Genomic DNA, 19,779 nt, shown 5'->3' on the forward strand with positions numbered 1-19,779 from the left:
ACAGGTCCAACTGGCCCGACAGGAGCGACGGGAGCAACAGGTCCGACTGGCCCGACAGGAGCGACAGGTCCGACTGGCCCGGCAGGAGCGACGGGAGCAACAGGTCTAACTGGCCCGACAGGAGCGACGGGAGTAACAGGTCTAACTGGCCCGGCAGGAGCAACAGGAGTAACGGGCCCGACAGGTCCGACAGGTACTGTGGGGGCCACAGGAGTTACTGGCCCAACCGGTCCAACCGGAACTGCGGGAGCGACTGGTGCTACAGGTGTGACTGGGTCGACAGGAGCAACTGGGCGAACCGGGGCCACCGGAGCGACAGGCCCAACGGGTCCAACTGGCCCAACCGGCACACTGGGGTCAGCAGCCAATACGAGCGGGGCCACCATATTGCTTACTCTGCTGAATCCAACAGGAAATATTACGTTTCCGAATGCGCAAAATCTTCCGGCCGATATTACAGTGAATAATCCCACAGCCGATACGTTTACACTGAATACTGCTGGCAGATACTTGATCACTTATGTCGTATACCCGACACTGACCCTGCTTACCAACTTTCAACTTTTCCGCAACGGCGTTGCCGTTCCCGGCACACTCGTTGCGGCAGCACTCGGGATCGGCCTGGTGCATAACCAGGTTGTAGTGACCGTTAACGCAGGCGACACCTTTCGTGTCACCGTAACTACAGCACTTGCTGCAACCGTAACGCTTTCCGGTTCATCGACGTCAGCTACCATTTCCTTTGTCAGAGTTGGCTGATCAACTACAGCACCTGCTGCCTTCAGCCTTCATCTGCATAAGTCTTCTTCCAAACGAATACATTACTATACCTGCTTTGTCGAATTGAGAGCTTGTCGAACGGAGGAAGATGATCGCAGATTGGAGGCCGAACAGGTGAATTTGGCAGGATGCAAGGCATTGGTAACGGGAGCTGACGGATTCATCGGCTCGCATCTGGTTGAGGAATTGGTCAGAAATGGCTGTGAGGTAAAAGCGCTTGTCTACTATAATGCATTTGGCTACACTGGCTGGCTTTCCCGGCTTCCGGACGAGATAAAGTCCCAAATCGAGCTGATATCCGGAGATATTCGGGATGCCTCAGCTGTCAAGCAGGCGATGCGCGGCTGCGGGCTGGTCATGCATCTGGCTGCGCTAGTCGGTATTCCTTACTCCTACCAGGCGCCTGAGAGCTATATCGACACGAATGTAAAAGGCACGCTGAACATTCTTCAGGCAGCGAGGGAGATTGGAATTGCAAAGCTTGTTCATACCTCTACCAGTGAAGTATACGGGACGGCGAGATTTGTCCCGATTACAGAAGAGCATCCGCTGCTCGGGCAATCTCCCTATGCGGCATCAAAAATCGGAGCGGATCAGCTTGCGCTGTCCTTCTATCACTCCTACGATACGCCGGTATCCGTCATTCGGCCGTTCAATACGTACGGCCCGCGCCAGTCTCTTCGCGCCGTAATACCAACTGTTATCTCACAAATCGCCAGCGGCACAAGGCATATCCGGCTCGGATCGCTGCATCCGACCAGAGATTTCACCTTTGTCAAGGATACGGTACGCGGGTTTGCTGCTGTGGCTGCCTCTCCGGAATCAGCCGGGCAGGTCATTCAAATCGGCAGCGGTTATGAGATCTCAATCGGCCGGACGGCAGCGCTTATTGCTGAGGTGATGGGCGCCGAAATTGAAATTGAAGCGGATGAGGCCCGCTTCCGCCCGGCCAAAAGCGAGGTGGGGCGCTTATGGGCTGACACATCAAAAGCTCATACCCTGCTGGGCTGGCAGCCGGGTTATACAGGGGAAGAAGGGTTCAAAAGAGGTCTGGCTGAGACGGTCCGATGGTTTGCAGCAGATCAGTCCGCCAGGCACGCGAACCCACAAGCCTATACGATATGATCAATAGTCTTTTTGTCAGTGATGTACTCGAACGTTTGCGTAAGGTACTCCCCTCAGGAGATGGCTTGTATGCCCTGCATGCGCCTCATTTTTCAGGAAATGAGTGGCGGTATGTCAAGGAATGTCTCGATACCGGATGGGTATCGTCAGCGGGTTCATTTGTGAACCGGCTGGAGCAAGAGCTGGCTTCATACACAGGCATCAAACATGCCGTTGCAGTCGTCAATGGCTCTGCGGCGCTTCATGCAGCCCTCCTGTTGAGCGGAGTTGAAGCGGGCGACGAAGTGCTGATTCCGTCCTTGACGTTCATAGCGACTGCCAATGCGGTGTCCTATTGCGGGGCGGTTCCGCATCTGGCCGACAGCTCGGAGCATACGCTCGGCCTTGACCCCGTGAAACTGGAGCAGTATCTCAAGGAAACCGCCGATCTTCGCGGAGGCTTCTGCTACAACCGCAATACCGGCAAAAGAATAAAGGCGATTGTGCCGATGCACACGCTGGGTCACCCTGTTGATCTTGAGCCGCTGGCGGAGATTTGCGCGCATTACCGGCTGGAGATGATTGAAGATGCCGCCGAATCACTGGGTTCCTTGTATAAGGGACGCCATACCGGAAGCTGGGGAAGCTTGGCGGCAATCAGTCTGAACGGCAATAAAATTATTACTGCCGGAGGCGGCGGCGCAATCCTCACCAATAATGAAAAGCTGGCCCGGCAGGCCAGACATATCACGACGACGGCCAAGCTGCCGCATCGATGGAAATTTGTTCATGACCAGACGGGCTACAATTACCGGCTCCCTAACCTGAATGCGGCGCTGGCTGTAGCCCAGCTTGAACAGCTCCCTGAAATGCTGAACCGCAAGCGCGCTCTTGCGTCCGCTTATGAAGAAGCGTTCCGGCAGGCGAAGGGGATTCGTTTCTTTCACGAGCCATCCTTTGCCTCCAGCAATTACTGGCTGAATGCGCTTCTGCTGGACGAATCTCATGCCATACATTTGGAAGCGTTGCTGGAGCAGACGAATCAGACGGACATCATGACGCGTCCGCTATGGACTCCGCTGCACCAGTTGCCGATGCTGGAACACTGTCCGAGAATGGATTTGTCCACGGCTGAAAGCCTTGCGAGACGGATTATTAACATTCCAAGCAGCGCATTTTTGCTGGAGCCGGATGGGAGGGAAGCATGAACATACCGGACAAAAAGCACACGATTGCTGTCGTAACCGGAAGCCGCGCAGAGTATGATCTGCTCTATAGTGTCATGAAGCTTATTGAAGCATCGGATTCATTGGAGTTGCAGCTTATTGCGACTGGCATGCATTTGTCTCCCGAGTTTGGAATGACGGTCCAGGCGATTGAGAAGGACGGCTTTCGGATTGATGACCAGGTGGAAATGCTGCTGTCCAGCGATACGGCTGCCGGGGCGTCAAAGTCGGTCGGACTTGGAATTATCGGGTTCGCCGATGTCTTTCGGCGGCTCCAGCCGGATTGGGTTGTCGTGCTCGGAGACCGTTATGAAATATGGGCGGCGGCGCTGGCGGCATTTATGGCCCGTATTCCCATTGCCCATATCGGGGGAGGAGATGTAACGGAAGGAGCTTTGGACGAAGCAATCCGGCATGGCATTAGCAAGATGGCCCAGCTTCACTTTGTAACGAATGAACGCTCTGCATACCGGGTCAGGCAGCTTGGAGAAGCGCCCCATACGATATTTAACGTCGGGCATCCGGGAATTGACCGCATTAAACAGCTTTCACTGCTTTCCCGCGAGGAGCTGGAGCGCGAGCTAAGTTTTTCCTTTCGTACCCGCAATGTACTGGTGACATACCACCCGGTGACTTTGGGAAACAAGGATGCTGAAGCTGAGCTGGAGGAGCTGATGAATGCGCTTGAAGGACTTGGCGGGGATACAGGCATTTTATTTACCAAGCCGAATGCGGACCCCGGCGGACGGCTGTACGCCGAACGGATTGACCGCTTCATAGCGAGGAATTCCAATGCCGCAGCCTATACATCATTAGGCCAGCTCCGGTATTTCAGCGCAGCGAGTATTGCAGATGCTGTGGTCGGCAATTCCTCCAGCGGCATATGTGAGGTTCCGTCCCTGGGCAAACCCAGCATCGATGTTGGCATCCGCCAAAAAGGCCGCCTTCGCGGCCCGACTGTGCTGCACTGTGAGGCGCAGTCCATGGCTATTCAGGCGGCGATTCATCATGCGTATCGAATGGACTGCAAAGGACTGGAAAATCCGTACGGTACCGGAGACAGCGGCGAGCGCATTGTGACAGAGCTGATTCGTCAGGCCGGACAGGGGCACAGTGGCTCGAAGCCTTTCTATGGCTTGCAGGGGGAGAGATAATACATGCGTAAAGTCACCATTATTGCGGAGATCGGGGTCAATCATAACGGCTCCTTGGAGCTTGCGCGACGGCTAATTGATGCCGCTGCCCAAGCCGGGGCCGATGCGGTGAAGCTGCAAACGTTCCAGGCATCCAACCTTGTCAGCCGGCAGGCACCCAAGGCACACTATCAGCAACAGACAACGGATGCTGCGGAATCCCAGTACGATATGCTGCGCAGGCTGGAGCTCTCGCTTTCCGATCATGAGGAGCTGTTGAGACAATGCAAGCAATTGGACATTGAATTGCTCTCCACACCTTTTGATCCGGAAAGCTTGGATATGCTGGTGCAGCGGCTTGAGCTGGCCACACTAAAGGTATCGTCCGGTGACGCAACGAATGCTCCATTGCTTGTCAAGCTCGCCCGTTCCGGCAAGCCGGTCCTATTATCCACCGGCATGTGCACGCTGGCTGATATCGAGCAGGCGCTGGCCGCTCTTGCATTCGGCTATATACAACCGGCAGGCCAGCCGTCTCGGGAGGCATTTCGCAATGCGTATCTGTCCGTCGAGGGGCAGCAGGCGCTGGCCGGACGGGTGACGCTCCTGCATGCGACGACAGAATATCCTGCTCCATACGAATCTGTCAATCTGCAAGCTATGGATACGCTGGCTGCAGCTTTTGGGCTGCCTGTCGGGTTATCCGACCATACCAAGGGAATTGCCATAGCCATTGCGGCTGCCGCCAGAGGAGCATCTGTTATTGAGAAGCATTTGACGCTTGATTGCAACATGGAGGGGCCGGATCATAGAGCCTCACTTGCTCCGGGCCCGTTCTGCGAGCTGGTCCGGTCCGTACGCCAGGTTGAGGCGGCACTTGGCTCTGCCTTGAAAATTCCCGCGGTGCAGGAGGCGGACAATGCGAGGCTCGTCCGGCGAAGTCTGGTTGCTGCCAGAGATATTGAAGAAGGTGAGGTGCTGACTGAAGAACATCTCGCGGTCAAGCGGCCCGGAGGGGGATTATCTCCCTTTGCTTATTGGGACCTGCTGGGACAGCGGGCAAGGCGAGCATACAGGAAGGATGAGTTGATGGAATGAAGCTGGCGATTTTTGGCGCATCCGGGCTTGCCGGGGAGACAGCCGACCTCGCATGGGAGCTTGGATACAGAGAGCTGTTGTTCGTAGATAAAGAACCGTTACCGGCTGCTAATCAACAGCATCAAGGAGTTAATATTGTAGGCGAAGAGCGGGTAAATACGCTTCACGCAGGGGGCTTCGCTTTCGTCATTGCAATTGGGAATTCGGAGCTTCGGCGCAAGCTGTTCCGTCAATTCCCTTGGCTCAACTATGTCAACCTGATTCACCCGGCAACGACACTGGCTGCAAGAGAAGAACCTGATTTGCTGAGGAGAAAAGGGAATCTTGTTTTTGCAGGCAGCCGGATGACGACAGGCATCCAATGCGGGAATTTCGGGTTGTATAATTTAAATTGTACGATTGCCCATGATTGCCAAATTGAAGATTTTGTTACAGTCGGACCCGGTGCGAATATCTCCGGCAATGTTCATCTAAAGGAAGGGTGCAGCATCGGTACAGGGGCTGTGGTGCTCCAGGGACGTTCAACTGATGACAAGCTTGTCATCGGAAGCGATGCAGTTATTGGCGCCGGAGCGGTGGTGACGCGCCAGGTGGGGGACGGATTAACCGTCAAAGGCGTGCCTGCGCGATAGACATCCCTTCAATAAGGCAGCCCGCAACAGCGAAAAAGACAGCCGTCCTGCGCACACGTACTTACCATGCATGAAGGCCGCCATCTACATACAGGTTATGTCCGGTCACATAGCTGGAAGCATCTGATGCCAGATAAATAGCCGCCCCTACCAGTTCATCCGGCTGCCCCATCCGGCCCAGCGGCACACGGGCGCTGTACCGCTCAATGAACCGGCTGTTCTGACCGCTCTCAATACCTCCGGGAGTGAGTGTGTTAACCCGAATGCCGTAAGGAGCCCAACGGGCGGCCAAATGGCTGGTCAGTCCGACGACGGCTGCCTTGGAGGCGGAGTAAACAGCCGGGGTATTAATTGTGGTTCCCAAATAGCGGGAGCCTTCATAAATTCGCTCATCCGGCCCAAGAAGCCCGTAAATAGAAGAGGTCTGTATGATGGAGCCGCCGCGGTTTTGCTTCAGCATGTGGTTCCCGACAGCCTGTGCTACAAGGAACATGCCATCCACATTGACAGCCGTCACTTGTCTCCACTGCTCCAGCGAATAGGACTCGAACGGGGCAAAAAACTGCTCCAAATCGTCTGATTTGGAGGCTGCATTGTTGAGCAGGATATCGATTCCGCCGAGCCTCTGTGCAATTTTATCCGTCATACGCACAACAGAGTCCGGATCGGATACATCACAGCCTGCTCCCATACAGGCAGTGCCGTAATCTTGGTGGAGCTGTTCAGCAAAGGCCGCGGCTTTATGATCATCCAGATCTGCAACTGCAACTTGGGCGCCATGCGCAGCCAACCCTGCGCAAAATCTCCTTCCCAGAATGCCAAGCCCTCCGGTCACGACCGCTGTTTTTCCGCTTAAATCGAATAGTGCCGAATACCGTTCAGCACCGCTTCCAGTATTATTTTCCTTCATTCTCTGAACACCTCCTCCGCATAAGCTCCTCAACGAGCAGAAAATCCAACTCCGAATCAATGTCCGCCGAGTTCGCCGCATCCATCACGTAGAGCAGGGTCCGTCCCGTAAACAGCGGGGAATCCGCCCGCAGCGAATCCCGGCGCCATACATAGACCGATGCATTCATATCATACGTTTGGGGGGCGTCCTGCCGCCGCACGACAGGCATTTCAGGGGCTTTAACCAGCTTTACGCTCCCGTCGGAACGGTGCTCCACCATGTTGAAATAGGGAGAACGGCGGGAAGGATGGCCCGTAATGATATTGCGGGCATCCGAGGTTTCCAGCAGCTCTACAGCTCCAGCGATATCCGCTATGCTGCGCAGCGGGGAGGTGGCGTCCAAATCCGTTACGCTATCATATCTGACCCCTGTCAGCCGTTCTGCCTCATTGGCGCAGTGAGCGACGGCCGGGATTTTTGCGGCTTCATCGCCGGCAAGCTCAACGGGCCTTGCAATCAGCAAATCCGCCCCGTACACTGAGGCAATCTGTAAAATATCCTCCGAGTCACTGCTGACCGCAATCGTCACGAATAAACCGGATTTTTTGGCTTGAAGCAGCGTGTGAGCCAGAAGCGGCTTGCCAAGCAGGGGCCGGATGTTTTTACCCGGAACGCCCTTGGAGCCGCCACGCGCACATATCGTACATAGCCTCTTCATCGGCTGATCCACCTCCCAAGGCGGGCTGACTGTTCTGCCGCTTCAATGAGTTCCACTGAAGCCAGGCCCTCCTGTAGTGAACAAAGGCTGCCTGTATTGCCTTCAATCAGGGCTTGCAATTGGAGGCGATAGGTGTCGTCAGAAGAGCATTTGAAGCTCTCCAGCTGATCGCCATAAGCAAGCGTTCCCTGAATCAAATCTGCAGTATAGGTGCAATCCGTTGTATTTACAACCAGCTGGCGCCGGGCAGTGCGGTCCACATAATTGAGCTGAATGGTCATCACCGGGCATCGCTCATTAACCAGCAGCAGCGCAAACACATCATCACTGTCCAGTTCCAGATCACTGTACGTTCCCCCGGAGGCGGCGACCCGCTGCCACTGTCCGAACAGCCATCCTGCGTAGTCCAGCTCGTGGCTCAAGTCACGCAGAACGCCACCTCCCTCGGCGCGGGACACCGAATAGCACTCGCGGTAATCGCGAGAGCGCCATTGCGGGAGATATTGCCCGGCATAGATTTGGACAGACAATGCCGGACTTGTGCCCAGCAGCTCCTTCAGGCGGGTGAGCACCGGATGAAATCTAAGGTTATAGGCTGTAAATACGGAGAGCCTGTCATTGATCGCCGTCAGTCTTCTGTATGATTCCGGCATCCGGTGGAACAGCGGCTTCTCTATCAGCACTTGCCCGCCATACCCGCTGTCAAGCAATGCAGCCAGTGTTCCCATATGTTCATATGTCCGGTTGGCAATGATGATCTGCCGCGGCGATTCATGAAGCAGCGCTGCCTCCAGCGAGTCATATGCCCGCGCACCACCAGTCCTGGCTTCATCAACCCCGTGTCGGCTTACAACAGCCGTTTCATGATTCAACTCTTGAAGGACCCTTGCGTGGCGACGGCCGATAGACCCGTAACCCACAACAAGCGCGCTCAAGGGAACACCTCGCCATACTCCCGGTTGGCGCGCTCGTAATCGTCCATTCTGCCGATATCCAGCCAATATTCCTGTACCGGGAATACAGATACACGCTCGCCGCGGGAGGCAAGCTGCTCAAACAGGACGGTCATATTTGTAAATGTGGAGGGCGGGATAGCAGCGATCAGGCGCGACTCCAGCACGTAGATTCCGGCATTCACAAATGTCCGGTGGACCGGTTTCTCCCGGATTCCGCGAAATCGGTGCTGATCGGTATCGACTACGCCGTACGGAATCGAATACGCATACTCCCGGATACACATAGTAGCTGAGCTGCCGTGCTCCTCATGATACTGCAGCAGATGGGCGAAATTCAGGCTAGTCAGCAGATCGCCGTTAATGACGATCATCGGTTTGTCCGGGACAGGGGGCAGGAGGGATAGTGCTCCTGCTGTGCCGAGCGGCTCCTCCTCGCGCAAATAGCGGATACTTACGCCCCATTTGCTGCCGTTCCCGAAATAAGATTCGATCATGTCCGCCCTGTAATTGACTGAGAAGAAAAAGCTGCGGAATGAGCAGGAAATGAGCGATTCCAGAATGGTCTCCAAAATCGGCTTGCTGCCCACCTTCAGCAGCGGCTTTGGGCAATCCTTCGTGAGCGGCGCGAGGCGGGTTCCAAGCCCCCCCGCCATAATGACAACGGCGTTATCCCTTGGGGCAGGCTTGAGAAAATCCTCCAGCGCCTCCATGCCTGTAACCGTCCCGTCTGGAGATACGACAGGAATCCGCCGCAGCCCTTTGCCGAGCATAAGCTCATACGCGGATTTCCACGGTGTCCCCTGCAATACCGTACTGGGCTCAGGGTTCATAACCAGTTCTACCGGCTGATCCAATGACAGCCCGTCAAGCATGCCGCGCCGGACATCCCCGTCGGTCACAGTACCGAGCAGCCTGCCCGCAGGGTCCGCTACAAGCGCGATCTGGGCGGCTTCCTTCTCTATAACTGCAATGGCCTCGCGGATTGTCGCATACGGTCCGATCATCAGTCTGGCACATTCTCTCATTGCAGGTCCTCCTTGATTGCTGAAGCAAACTATGTACCCCCGCCCCAAGGCAGAGGCTTCAGGCGGGTACCCTTGCGGATTATACGGAAGGTCTGAAAAATTCGGTCATACACAAATCTGCTATCGCGCTAGCTACCGTCCCTGTGGCGCTAATGGAAGTAAAGCCGGAAACGGCGAAAGCTCTGGATTGTCCGGGAGCTACAGCCCCAATTGTCGCTACAACCCTTGATCCTCTGCGGAATGTAAATGTAATGGATGCGGAGTTGGATGAATTATTGCTAATAACGCCGGAGGCGGCTACAGGAGTCGGGTTGGGTCCGAAGATCAGGGAACCGAGTACGGAACCTGTTCCAATCAGATAATTCTGGTTAGCCAGACAGACGCTGACAATCGGCTGCTGACAGCAGTTTTGTGAAGATGAACAGCTCATTAAATGTTTCCTCCTTGAATGGCAGAGTTTAGAAGAAAGATGCAAGATATCATATGGTCGACTGCTATGATTGGTATAGGTGGATGACACTCTGGCTGCCCAAATATGCTTATAATTGTCTATTCAATCCGGTTCGCAGCGGTGCCAGGACGCGGTTTAACACGTGTGGCGGCCTGTTTAAGCTGCTGCGCAATGAGTGTGCAGGTTTGCCTGATCGCCTCCAGCATACGACTTTGCAGACTGTTCATCTGCCTGAGCAGATCGAGGGAATGAATTTCGCCCAGATCATTGATTTTTTTCTGATAGGCAAACAGCAGCGGCTGCATATAGGTGCTGATATCCGGGTCGGTATAATTATGGTAGATGTCGCTTTGCTCACGGATCAGCGCCTCAATGTAGGCAGGGATTTCTGTATCCGGATAGGATTGATGAAGCACACATGCCTTGTCAATAAGACGGCAGCTCCGTAAATCTTCATCAGTCCGTCCTGCAAACAAGAGGAATTTCCTCCGCAGCGCCTCGCAGCGCTGAAGCATCGTTTCCAGCCGCTCGTCAAGCCACAGCTCTTCCCCGGAGGCAGAAGGCGTACAGCGCAGCAGGTATTCGTGCAGGGTAATGTCCAGTGGTTCCGCACAGAAGGATGTTATGGCTTCCTCAAGCGTCATCAGCTTGGTGCCCTTAATATATGCGCCACCTTCCGTAGCATCAATAAAGCGGGTGGCCGGGTGAAGACTGATCTGCTGTTCGAACCAGGATTTGAACTCATACCATAACCGGGTCGTCTGTACCGTCCCGCCGTCTACACCCGGAACCTCGTAGGCTGGCTGGTTCTGCAGAGCACGAACCTGGTCCGAAAGACGTTCCTCAGAGTATATGGATTGTCTGCTGTGCGTCGTCTTGTCCCGGCCGAATGCCAGGTCCTGCCCGACAAATATAATCGGGTCCGCCCCTGTCCACAGTGCAAATTCAAATGCCAGGTGAGCAGAGGAGGAGCCGCCCTTGAGCGATTCACCGCTCTCCATGATGGCATGCTGGATCCAGCGTGCAGAATTCTCCAACCGGCGGAATACCGGAACCCAGGGGCCTTCTACAGATTCGGGAATCCGCGGGTCAATGAGCGTGAGCCCGATTAGGGCCAGGGATTTTGGCAGCTCCTGCCCCGAGAAGTGGTAATGGTACACATCTGGTGAACGCTCCGTAACACTCATCGCATCAGGCAGAATGCCCCGCTCCAGACAAGGGCGGAGAGCCGATTCCGCTGTAATGATCAACGCATTGCCGACGGCTTGCCGAAGGTGAACAATGTTATGGTCCAGCGATGGGCCGTTAGACACAATAAAAGCCGGCTTTCCCTTGAAGGCGCCCCGCAGGGAGGCAAGTCGGGGAGACTGGACAATTGCTTCGGCATTTTCCATCGTATTGTACAAGCCTGCAAGCGTATCATGAATGGAATTTCCGATACTGCCGATCATTAATTCCAATGTATTCAGGAACCATTCGTGGAGCCCCAAATATTTTTCCTTCTCATTGCGGTGTGCGAGCCATGTGAAATGGGCCGTGAGCCTGCTGCTCTGCATCAGGAAGTCTCCCGTCATTACATATTGAAGCTGGGATTGAATTTGGGGGATGGAGCCCACCAGAAACCGGCAGGTTCCGTCCTCAAGCAGCGGACGGATATCGACATGGCACAGCATCGTGTAAAATAGGCGGATGTCATGCTCAATAAAGAGAGTTTGGGTGTAGGGCTTTTTGCGCTTCACATATTCCAGGAGCGGGTAGCCGAAGCCTGAACCGTAGACAAGACTGATCCGTGTGTCCCTGTATTGGACGGAATCGGCCCAACGACTGGCTTCCGCTTGCGGATCAAGCAGACTATTGGTGTGGACGGCCCCGCTATCGGCTGCGAGTTTAGCAACCGGGGCACCATTTTTTGCCTTTACCACTTCAAGCGAATCACCCGCCTCTCCGGAAATGTAAGGCCCCAGAAGAACTTTTAGTTCATCTTGCAGATAATCCAGATTTTGCTCCAGCACCGAATGATCTACTGCCGTTCTATTCATTGCGCTCCGTCCTTTCTCCGGCAGAAGAATAACCGAGCAGGGGAAGCAGGCCTGCCTCCAGTCTGTCTGTAGCAAGCAAACTATCGCCTTGTTCCAGCAAGCTGACGGCTTGCCGCAGTTCGAAGGCAAGCTGCCTGTATTGCGATTCCATCAGCTCTTCGCCGTCAGGCGCTGCCTGATCCAGTTGATCCAGCCACAGCAGAGCTGCTTTCTGGAACCAGCCGAGTCCCTCGGCGTCATCTCCGCATCTCCAGGCAGCGCATCCCTGGGCGATACATACCGCAAAGTTCCGCTCATCATTGCTCATAAATATCGAAGTCTCCTTTCTCCAGACGTTCAAGCAGCAGCTTTGCACCATTCTGGACAAACCAATCATGCTTGACAAGAGCGCTCTCGCTGAGCCACTCCGAAGACTGGATGAAGCGGCTGACCGGCTCCGCCATCCTCGACATATCCGAGGGGTTGAACATTACGGAGGGGGAGGAGGACAACCATACATACCAATCTTCAATTGTCTTTATAAGTTCCTGCAGCTTGGGCGATAGCCCCGCCTGATCTTTATCAATCTCCAATACATCTCATCTCCTTGGAAAAATGGTTCGACCGGCTGCGGCCAATCCGTTTTCACTTGATATTTCAGCTTTCTGTGAGCGATTATTTGATTTCCCGCCGGATACGAATCGCGTAGCTGCCTTTGCAGATGCCGCCCTCGCCGGAGCCGATAATAGTTAACCTGCTGATAGCCGGGACATCAAAGCTTACCTGCTGTCCTTGCTCGATAACCCCTTCTACAGAGTCGCCCCGCTGCAGCTCGATGACCGCCCGCATTTTTCCTTTAGTATCATTTTCAATCAAGATCATACTGGAGGGAGCGCCATTGGCCGAAGTAAAATATACGCGTGGAATGCCGTCGCAGAGCTGAAAGATTTTTCCGTTCAGGCTATCGCAGGTGTATTGGCGGCTTGCTGGGGGAGGAGGAGTAACTGGAGGTTGGGGACTGCCAGGCGGACAGCTCCATGGCTTGGGAATTTTGCCGCCCCTGTACCGGTTTCCGCAAATGAATGGCCGCCGCCTGCGCTTTCGGATTTGTGTTCGCTTTTTTTTACCGCATCGGCGACAGTTTACATGCGGGCAATTTAATCGGACGACCGTAATTTGATTGTTGGCCTGAATGAACCTGGATTTTCTGATTCTCATGCTTCAGTGCCTCCTGTAAATTCGCCTCTTGTCTTAACATTTATATTGAACAGGCGGGCTAAATGCCCCGGGCATTCGTTTATTCCATGGCAAATAGGCCTTTGCCATGCGGTACAAACGCCTGTATTGACAACAAATAGACGAATATACGCGTTCAATTGTCCTGCCTGTTGATATACTAAACAGGAGAATGGGGAGGGATGAAGATGTCTGCGGATGGATGTTCAAGCTTTGATCTGCCTCAAGATCCAGTCGTAGGCCGCTGCGTGCAATGTCCGTGGTATGTCTATGACCTTGAATCGGCAGTGCTGTATACGACAAATGAAATCATCCGTGCTACAGGCACTATCAGCTCCAGCCCCGGTTCGTTCAAGCCTGTTCAGCTTCAATTTACGTACCGCAATATTGTGGTGGAAGCTATTACGCTTCCCGTTGGGCATACAACGGCTTTTACGATTGTAGGCTTTGACCAAATCAGGGTTCTGGGCACACAAGGGGGCAATGCAATGGGGGATTTAATTCTGAACACCGTTGAGGTAAATGCTTGATTTCTCTTTTTTTTACACTCTCATTTGCAGGCCAAGAAAAATCTATAAAAATTAAAAATAGCATATAGAGAATAAACCAATAAAATGATATAATACCAATTATTTGTATCGTTATATAAATTATTAAGAATGGGGAATGTCATAAAAAAATTTCGGATGTAAACTATCCGATTATTACCTCTTTCATGACACATGCGCCAGTTCTAGCTGTAATCTCACAGGATGACAAAAGCATCAATTGGGTGCTGAGCAATTATTTGCAGCTTTCTGTTACAAGCAGCGGAGGCGTCGACTTTTTTACCCCGAGCCCCCATTAAGTTATCCCTTCCTTAACCTTCAAGTGATTAACCGTGATTTCATGGCCAACTATAGTACAGACCCTATTGAATTAATTATGAATGCTATTATTGAGGTCGATCATGTCCAACAAGCGGGAGCGGGCTCCTGAAATCCAGGAACAGATACGGCAGTGGTTCGAAGATGAGAAGGAGCTGCTGCTTCAGGTTTTGCACCATTACAGCTGTGTTCCTCTTGGGGACAATCTCCCGTCCGCGCAATAGCTGCCAGCCAACGTCCATGCCATTTTTATTCTGGAAAGGGGGTGAGACTTATACAAAAGGTAGAGGTATATACGCAGGACGGCAACAAGGTAATTGCCCATGTCCAGAACTATGACGCTGAAGAGCTGAACCGAAGCATCAATGAGAAAAATTCCATTACGATCCGAATTGGAGATGTCATTGTGGACCCCCGCAATATATTAAAGATCGTCCCGGTCCGTGAAAGCTAATCGGCTGCGTGCAGATTCAAGCTTGCATGCAAGCTTGTAAAACCAGTTGCTGCCGTTGCCATGCAGGCTCCTGGACAAGCTGTACCCGGGACGTCCTGCAACGCGCTGCCGGACAATAAGCGTATTGGAGGTTAAATGGATAATGAACATCATCGGAATAAGCGGAGGGTTTGATTCCATTCTGGAAGGGAAGGCCGGCGCGTTCGATTTGACGGAGAACACCCGCAATGATTCGGCGGCCGTGCTGCTCCGGGATGGGGAAGTACTGTTTGCCGTTGAAGAAGAGCGTCTAAACCGTATTCCCCGTACGAATTACCGTCCGGTGCTTGCCATTGAGCGCTGTCTGCAGGCAGCGAACCTGTCTTTAAGAGAGATTGACAAGATCGTTGTCTACGGTGAGGAAAAGTTCTATAACTTCTTTCTCCAGCGTAATTACCTGGCCAATCCGAACCGCTATACTGTCTATGCGACCATCCGTGAATGGATACGCAACTATTTGAAGGAAACCTTCAATTATGCCTTCGATGCGAAAAGCATTGTTTTCGTCAAGCATCAATACGCCCATGCGATGAGCGCCTATGCATGTTCGGGCTTTGAGAGTGCTCTCGTGCTGTCGCTGGACAAGTCGGAGGACGGATTTTCCGGGCTTATTGCCAAGAGCAGCGGGCTGGATCTGGAAACGCTTCAATCCTTCCATGACACAGATTCGCTGGTCACCTTTTGCCGGGATATCGGGGAATGTCTGGAGCCGCCAATTTCGGATACAGGCCAATTATACCGGATTGCTGCTGCAGGCAACGCGGCTGTCTACCGTCCGTTTGTCGCTTCCTCCTACGAACTGCTGCCGGGTGGAGGCTACAAGCTGAAGTTTGACAGCGATGCACTGCGCGAGATATGGAGATTGGAAGGGATCGATGCAAGTCCGAAACAGCTTGCAAGACGCGCATCTGACCTTGCAGCTTCCTTGCAGGAAATGATAGAAGCCATCGTATTCCATATCGTCACTCATTACCGTCAAGCTACGGGAATGAAGCGTTTATGCTTTGCCGGGGAGCTTGCAGCCAATACGGTGTTGAACGGGAAATTGCTGCAAAGCGGCCTGTTCGATGAGGTGTTCGTTCAGCCGGTACATAGTGATGCGGGTGCCGCCCTTGGTGCCGCCATTAGTGTATTCCAGCGTGAAACGAAAAGACGCACCCCAGCTCCATGGCCTCACCTGTACTGGGGAAGCCCGATTGAATCGGAGTCCGAGGTGCTGGAGGCGATTGGACTATGGGATGGGATGATCAGCAGAGAGCCGGAGGATTACAATTTGTCCGATCTGCACAGCGCGGGTGAGAAAGCAGCGCGCCTGATTGCAGCAGGGGAGAAGGTAGCCTGGATACAAGGCCGCTCCGAATTCGGCCCGAATTCACTTGGCAACCGCTGTCTGCTGTCAGATCCAAGGGTGGCGCCGGGCAGCAGCTCTGGCAATGAAGCGGGAAGTGTCTGTATTTCAATTAAACAAAGCGCTGTCGCTCACTATTTTGACACCCCTTCAGGGGTTCAGCCGTCTCAATTCAGATTTGGCAACTATTCGCTGCGCTGGAAGGATGGGATCGAGCCGTCTGCTAAAGCAGGAATCGGGGGTGCATCCCCGGTTCAGGTGCATGCGGTAGCGGAATCAGATAATCCGGTGTTATGGGAGCTTCTGGATAAGTTCGAGAAGGAAACCGGGCTGCCTTATGTAGCGCAATCCAGCTTGAGCAGCCCGTTTGAGCCTTTGCCGGAAACTGCCCATGAAGCAATCGCGTCGATGATAACGGGTGATTTCAACTATATGGCAGTAGGCGGACTGCTTTTGTGCAAGCAGCACATCCTCCCTGGGGATATGTTGCGCCTGAAGCCGATGCTGCCGAAATACACGTATGTCCATCAGAAATGGACGTATAAGCTGCCGAATGAAAAGGCTCAAGCGACGGAACTGGCTTGTACCTACAGAAGCGGGCTGTCCGTTCCGCTCACTGAAGCGATGTACCGCGTGCTGATGAAAGCGGACGGTGAGCGGACGATTATGGAACTGCTATCGGAATCCGAAATTACTGCAGCTGAAGATGTAACGCAATGTTGCAATCAATTGATGGAGCTTTGGGCAAGACGGATGCTGCAGTTGCAGCCTGCCGGATGACCCGGACACAAGGAGGACAAGGGATGAACATTATAGGTATTAATGCAGGGCCGGATCTGGTATTCGAACAAGCCTCGGAATCCTCGCTCGCGTATTCCCATGATTCCGCAGCCGTCCTGGTACGGGATGGTGTCGTCGTTGCAGGCATGGAGGAAGAGCGGCTGAACCGGATCAAACATTCGCCGAAAGCGCCAATTGAGGCCATCCGCTTCTGCCTGGAGCAGGGAGGCATCGGCATCGAGGAAGTCGACTATTTCGCGTTCTATTTATCGTTCCACAAGGTGAAATTCGAGCTGGAGCTGACGAGAGCCGGGATTCAGCGCTATATTCGCCTGGCCTTCGGCTATGAGCTTCCGGCGGAGAAAATCCGTTTTGTACATCATCATATTGCTCATGCATTCAGCACCTACGCCATGTCCAGGTTCGACAAAAGCCTGATCTTTAGCGTCGACGGCAGCGGGGACGGCATTTCGGGCATGGTACTGACCGCCGAGAACCGGACGATGAAGCCCCTTCGCGATTTGACACGAAATGACTCGCTAGGCGATTTCTATGAGCGGATCATTCAGTTCCTCGGCTATCGGCGGTTTGATGAGTACAAGGTGATGGGGCTTGCTCCTTACGGGGACCCGTCCGTATACCGTTCGGTATTCAAGACTTTCTACAGCCTGCTGCCGAATGGAAACTACCGTACGCATATCAATATCCCGCTATTATTCGAGTTGTGCCCGCCCCGCAAGAAGGCCGAGCCGTTCACCCAGCAGCATAAGGATATTGCCGCAGCGCTCCAGGAGGCACTGGAGGATATCATCCTGCACATTGTGACGCATTTCAAAAAAGAAACGAATCACGACTACTTGTGTCTGGCAGGGGGGGTTGCCCATAACTGCACCATGAACGGCAAACTGCTGTACTCTGGACTGTTCAAAGATATTTTCATTCAGCCTGCCGCCCACGATGCGGGAGCAGCACTTGGAGCAGCACTGCATACGTACCACGAGGAAAATCCGGGCCAGCCGTATATCCCGCTGGAGCATCTGTACTGGGGCAAGGATATCGGCAGCAGCGAGGAAGTGCGCCAGGCCGTTCAAGCATGGGATGCCTTCGTCGAGTGGGAATATTTGGGTGGAAATACAGTAGAACGCACATCCCAACTGCTGGCGGAGGGCAATGTTATCGGCTGGGTGCAGGGACGTTCGGAATTTGGCCCTCGTGCGCTCGGCAACCGCAGCATCGTGGCAGACCCGCGTCCCGAGGAGAACAAGCATATCATTAATGCCATGGTGAAAATGCGGGAGGGCTACCGGCCGTTCGCACCTTCAGTCCTGGAAGAGGCGGCAGAGGAATACTATGAGATTCCGGGAGAGACCAAGCAACTGCCGTATATGATTTTTGTCGTTAAAGTAAAGGAAGCCAAGCGCAAAGCACTTGGCGCAGTTACCCATGTGGACGGTACAGCGCGTGTTCAGACTGTCTCCCGGTCAACCAATCCGAAATACTGGGATTTGATTCATTCCTTTGGCGAGAAGACCGGAGTTCCCATTCTTCTGAATACGTCATTTAACAATAATGTTGAGCCGATCGTTGATTCCGTCAAGGATTCAATTGTCTGCTACCTGACGACCAAGCTCAATTATTTGGTTGTTGGGGATTTCCTTGTTAAAAAGAAAGAAAACGCACAGACAGACTTTTTGAACCTGTATCCGCAGCTGCCGCAATATGCCCAGCTTCATTTGAAGCGCAAAACCACAGCCTCCGGCGAGCTGGCTGCGATTGCCGAGATCGGCATGAACTATTCAGAACGGCATCCATTCGGAATCTCTTTGAATATGTTCACCCTGTTGTCCAAGGCTGACGGACAGCGCACATTCCTGGAACATATGCAGGAGGAGGGCTGGATTGACGAGCCGCGGCAACAGGCACTGGCAGAAGAACTGCTGGAACTTTGGTCCCGCCGCATGGTAAATCTCGACCCTGCCGCCCATGAGCCTTTACACCAAATCTACGAAGCGAAAATGGAGGTTATTATTTGATGAACGAGCTGCAATCCTTATCTAGTGCCAAGATTGAACCCATATATTCCGGACACCGCCAGTTCATGATTCGTCCAGTTCATGAAGGTGAAGATTTATTGAATTGGGTGAAAGAGCATCAGGAGTGGATTCAGCAACATTTAACGACGACAGGAGGGTTCTTATTTCGGGATTTCCAAGTCCCTTCACTGGCTTATTTTGAGAGTGTCTCCCAGGCGATCACACCCCAGCTTGAGGAGTACAAGGAGCGTTCCACGCCAAGAAGTGAAGTGCAGGGCCGCATCTATACGTCAACAGAATATCCGGAGGATCAATTTATCCCGCTCCATAACGAGAATTCCTACACTCATGCATGGCCGCGCAAAATCTGGTTCCATTGTGTGCAAAATTCTCTGACCGGCGGAGAGACGCCGATTGCCGACAGCCGGGAGATATACAACCGGATCAGCCCAGCTATCCGCCAGAAGTTTGAGGAGAAGAAAGTCATGTACGTTCGCAATGTCGGCGGCAATATTGACTTGCCATGGCAGACGGTATTTCAGACGGATGACCGTGATGAGGTGGACGCTTATTGCTTGCGGTCAGGAATAGAAGCCGAATGGCTCGATAACGATCGCCTGCGCACACGCTCGATCCGCTCGGCTATCGCCAAACATCCGGTAACCGGGGAGATGCTCTGGTTCAACCAGGCGCATCTTTTCCATGTCTCCAGCCTCCAGCCGGAGATCAGAGATTATATGGTAAGCGCGATTGGCGAAGCGTATTTGCCGCGTAATGCCTATTACGGAGACGGATCGCCGATTGAAGAATCCGTGCTCGATGAGATCCGTGGCATTTATGATGAGGTATCGCTCGTATTCCCCTGGCAGCAGGGCGATATTCTGATGCTGGACAATATGCTGAACGCTCACGGACGCAATCCGTACACCGGCAAGCGCAAGGTCGTTGTAGCGATGGCTGAGCCCTGGAATCAATACGGAATTTAAGCGC

At 53.5% G+C, this 19,779-nt stretch carries 21 protein-coding genes; 12 read left to right on the top strand and 9 right to left on the bottom strand.

The genetic code is table 11. The features are described 5' to 3' along the window. The 6 genes from H583_RS0127935 to H583_RS0127960 form a co-directional block, all read left to right on the top strand. On the top strand, positions 1-759 hold a 759-nt coding region (locus tag H583_RS0127935; protein ID WP_028563364.1), incomplete at its 5' end, for a BclA C-terminal domain-containing protein. A 135-nt stretch (positions 760-894) separates the two neighbouring features. Further along, entirely contained in the window at positions 895-1,905 is a 1,011-nt protein-coding gene (locus H583_RS0127940; RefSeq protein ID WP_028563365.1) for an NAD-dependent 4,6-dehydratase LegB, read from the top strand. Continuing rightward, on the top strand, positions 1,902-3,092 hold the full coding sequence (locus tag H583_RS0127945; RefSeq protein ID WP_028563366.1) for a LegC family aminotransferase: 1,191 nt from the start codon (positions 1,902-1,904) through the stop codon (positions 3,090-3,092). The genes H583_RS0127940 and H583_RS0127945 overlap by 4 nt, the downstream gene beginning before the upstream one ends. Next, on the top strand, positions 3,089-4,264 hold the full coding sequence (gene neuC / locus H583_RS34565; protein WP_036711343.1) for a UDP-N-acetylglucosamine 2-epimerase: 1,176 nt from the start codon (positions 3,089-3,091) through the stop codon (positions 4,262-4,264). The genes H583_RS0127945 and neuC overlap by 4 nt, the downstream gene beginning before the upstream one ends. Before the next feature lie 3 nt (positions 4,265-4,267). Further along, positions 4,268-5,341 carry an N-acetylneuraminate synthase gene (neuB, locus tag H583_RS0127955; protein ID WP_028563367.1) on the top strand — a complete coding sequence of 358 codons (1,074 nt, stop codon included), beginning with the start codon at positions 4,268-4,270 and terminating at the stop codon, positions 5,339-5,341. Then, the gene (locus H583_RS0127960; RefSeq protein ID WP_028563368.1) at positions 5,338-5,973 is read left to right on the top strand and encodes a PglD-related sugar-binding protein; all 636 of its coding nucleotides are present in this window, start codon (positions 5,338-5,340) and stop codon (positions 5,971-5,973) included. Before neuB ends, H583_RS0127960 begins: the two co-directional genes overlap by 4 nt. Before the next feature lie 61 nt (positions 5,974-6,034). On the opposite strand, the gene H583_RS0127965 is transcribed toward H583_RS0127960, so the two are convergent. The 9 genes from H583_RS0127965 to H583_RS36915 all read right to left on the bottom strand — a co-directional run bounded on the left by H583_RS0127965 (position 6,035) and on the right by H583_RS36915 (position 13,251). Further along, positions 6,035-6,883: an SDR family oxidoreductase gene (locus tag H583_RS0127965; protein ID WP_028563369.1), complete on the bottom strand. Its 849-nt coding sequence runs from the start codon at positions 6,881-6,883 to the stop codon at positions 6,035-6,037. After that, positions 6,870-7,583 carry an acylneuraminate cytidylyltransferase family protein gene (locus H583_RS0127970; RefSeq protein ID WP_028563370.1) on the bottom strand — a complete coding sequence of 238 codons (714 nt, stop codon included), beginning with the start codon at positions 7,581-7,583 and terminating at the stop codon, positions 6,870-6,872. Before H583_RS0127970 ends, H583_RS0127965 begins: the two co-directional genes overlap by 14 nt. Beyond that, positions 7,580-8,518, bottom strand: a complete 939-nt coding sequence (locus tag H583_RS0127975) for a Gfo/Idh/MocA family protein (RefSeq protein ID WP_028563371.1) — start codon at positions 8,516-8,518, stop codon at positions 7,580-7,582. The genes H583_RS0127970 and H583_RS0127975 overlap by 4 nt, the downstream gene beginning before the upstream one ends. Further along, positions 8,515-9,564 carry a nucleotidyltransferase family protein gene (locus H583_RS0127980; RefSeq protein ID WP_028563372.1) on the bottom strand — a complete coding sequence of 350 codons (1,050 nt, stop codon included), beginning with the start codon at positions 9,562-9,564 and terminating at the stop codon, positions 8,515-8,517. Before H583_RS0127980 ends, H583_RS0127975 begins: the two co-directional genes overlap by 4 nt. A gap of 79 nt (positions 9,565-9,643) precedes the next feature. Continuing rightward, positions 9,644-9,994 (bottom strand): S-Ena type endospore appendage, encoded by a 351-nt coding sequence (locus tag H583_RS0127985; RefSeq protein ID WP_028563373.1) that lies wholly within the window; start codon positions 9,992-9,994, stop codon positions 9,644-9,646. 119 nt (positions 9,995-10,113) lie between these two features. Further along, positions 10,114-12,054: a motility associated factor glycosyltransferase family protein gene (locus tag H583_RS0127990; protein WP_028563374.1), complete on the bottom strand. Its 1,941-nt coding sequence runs from the start codon at positions 12,052-12,054 to the stop codon at positions 10,114-10,116. Beyond that, entirely contained in the window at positions 12,047-12,361 is a 315-nt protein-coding gene (locus tag H583_RS0127995; RefSeq protein ID WP_028563375.1) for a hypothetical protein, read from the bottom strand. Before H583_RS0127995 ends, H583_RS0127990 begins: the two co-directional genes overlap by 8 nt. Next, on the bottom strand, positions 12,351-12,626 hold the full coding sequence (locus H583_RS0128000; protein WP_028563376.1) for a hypothetical protein: 276 nt from the start codon (positions 12,624-12,626) through the stop codon (positions 12,351-12,353). The genes H583_RS0127995 and H583_RS0128000 overlap by 11 nt, the downstream gene beginning before the upstream one ends. 82 nt (positions 12,627-12,708) lie before the next feature. Beyond that, a complete protein-coding gene (locus H583_RS36915) occupies positions 12,709-13,251 on the bottom strand; it encodes an S-Ena type endospore appendage (protein WP_154666020.1) in 543 nt (180 codons plus the stop codon). 206 nt (positions 13,252-13,457) lie between these two features. Between H583_RS36915 and H583_RS0128015 the strand changes: the two genes are divergently transcribed. The 6 genes from H583_RS0128015 to H583_RS34575 all read left to right on the top strand — a co-directional run bounded on the left by H583_RS0128015 (position 13,458) and on the right by H583_RS34575 (position 19,775). Then, positions 13,458-13,799 carry an S-Ena type endospore appendage gene (locus H583_RS0128015; protein WP_161631229.1) on the top strand — a complete coding sequence of 114 codons (342 nt, stop codon included), beginning with the start codon at positions 13,458-13,460 and terminating at the stop codon, positions 13,797-13,799. A 419-nt stretch (positions 13,800-14,218) separates the two neighbouring features. Continuing rightward, the gene (locus tag H583_RS36920) at positions 14,219-14,359 is read left to right on the top strand and encodes a S1 domain-containing protein (RefSeq protein WP_154666021.1); all 141 of its coding nucleotides are present in this window, start codon (positions 14,219-14,221) and stop codon (positions 14,357-14,359) included. Between the two features lie 41 nt (positions 14,360-14,400). Beyond that, positions 14,401-14,589, top strand: a complete 189-nt coding sequence (locus tag H583_RS0128030) for a hypothetical protein (protein ID WP_028563379.1) — start codon at positions 14,401-14,403, stop codon at positions 14,587-14,589. A gap of 142 nt (positions 14,590-14,731) precedes the next feature. Next, positions 14,732-16,756, top strand: coding sequence for a carbamoyltransferase N-terminal domain-containing protein (locus H583_RS35745; protein WP_051237154.1), 2,025 nt, complete (start codon positions 14,732-14,734; stop codon positions 16,754-16,756). After that, complete coding sequence (locus tag H583_RS0128040; protein ID WP_245586016.1) at positions 16,693-18,789, top strand: carbamoyltransferase family protein; 2,097 nt, start codon at positions 16,693-16,695, stop codon at positions 18,787-18,789. The genes H583_RS35745 and H583_RS0128040 overlap by 64 nt, the downstream gene beginning before the upstream one ends. After that, positions 18,789-19,775: a TauD/TfdA family dioxygenase gene (locus H583_RS34575; protein ID WP_036711347.1), complete on the top strand. Its 987-nt coding sequence runs from the start codon at positions 18,789-18,791 to the stop codon at positions 19,773-19,775. Before H583_RS0128040 ends, H583_RS34575 begins: the two co-directional genes overlap by 1 nt. Positions 19,776-19,779 lie beyond the last annotated feature (4 nt).

Origin of the sequence: Paenibacillus pinihumi DSM 23905 = JCM 16419, from assembly GCF_000422505.1 — a bacterium.
In the GTDB taxonomy this organism is placed as follows: domain Bacteria; phylum Bacillota; class Bacilli; order Paenibacillales; family Paenibacillaceae; genus Paenibacillus_D; species Paenibacillus_D pinihumi.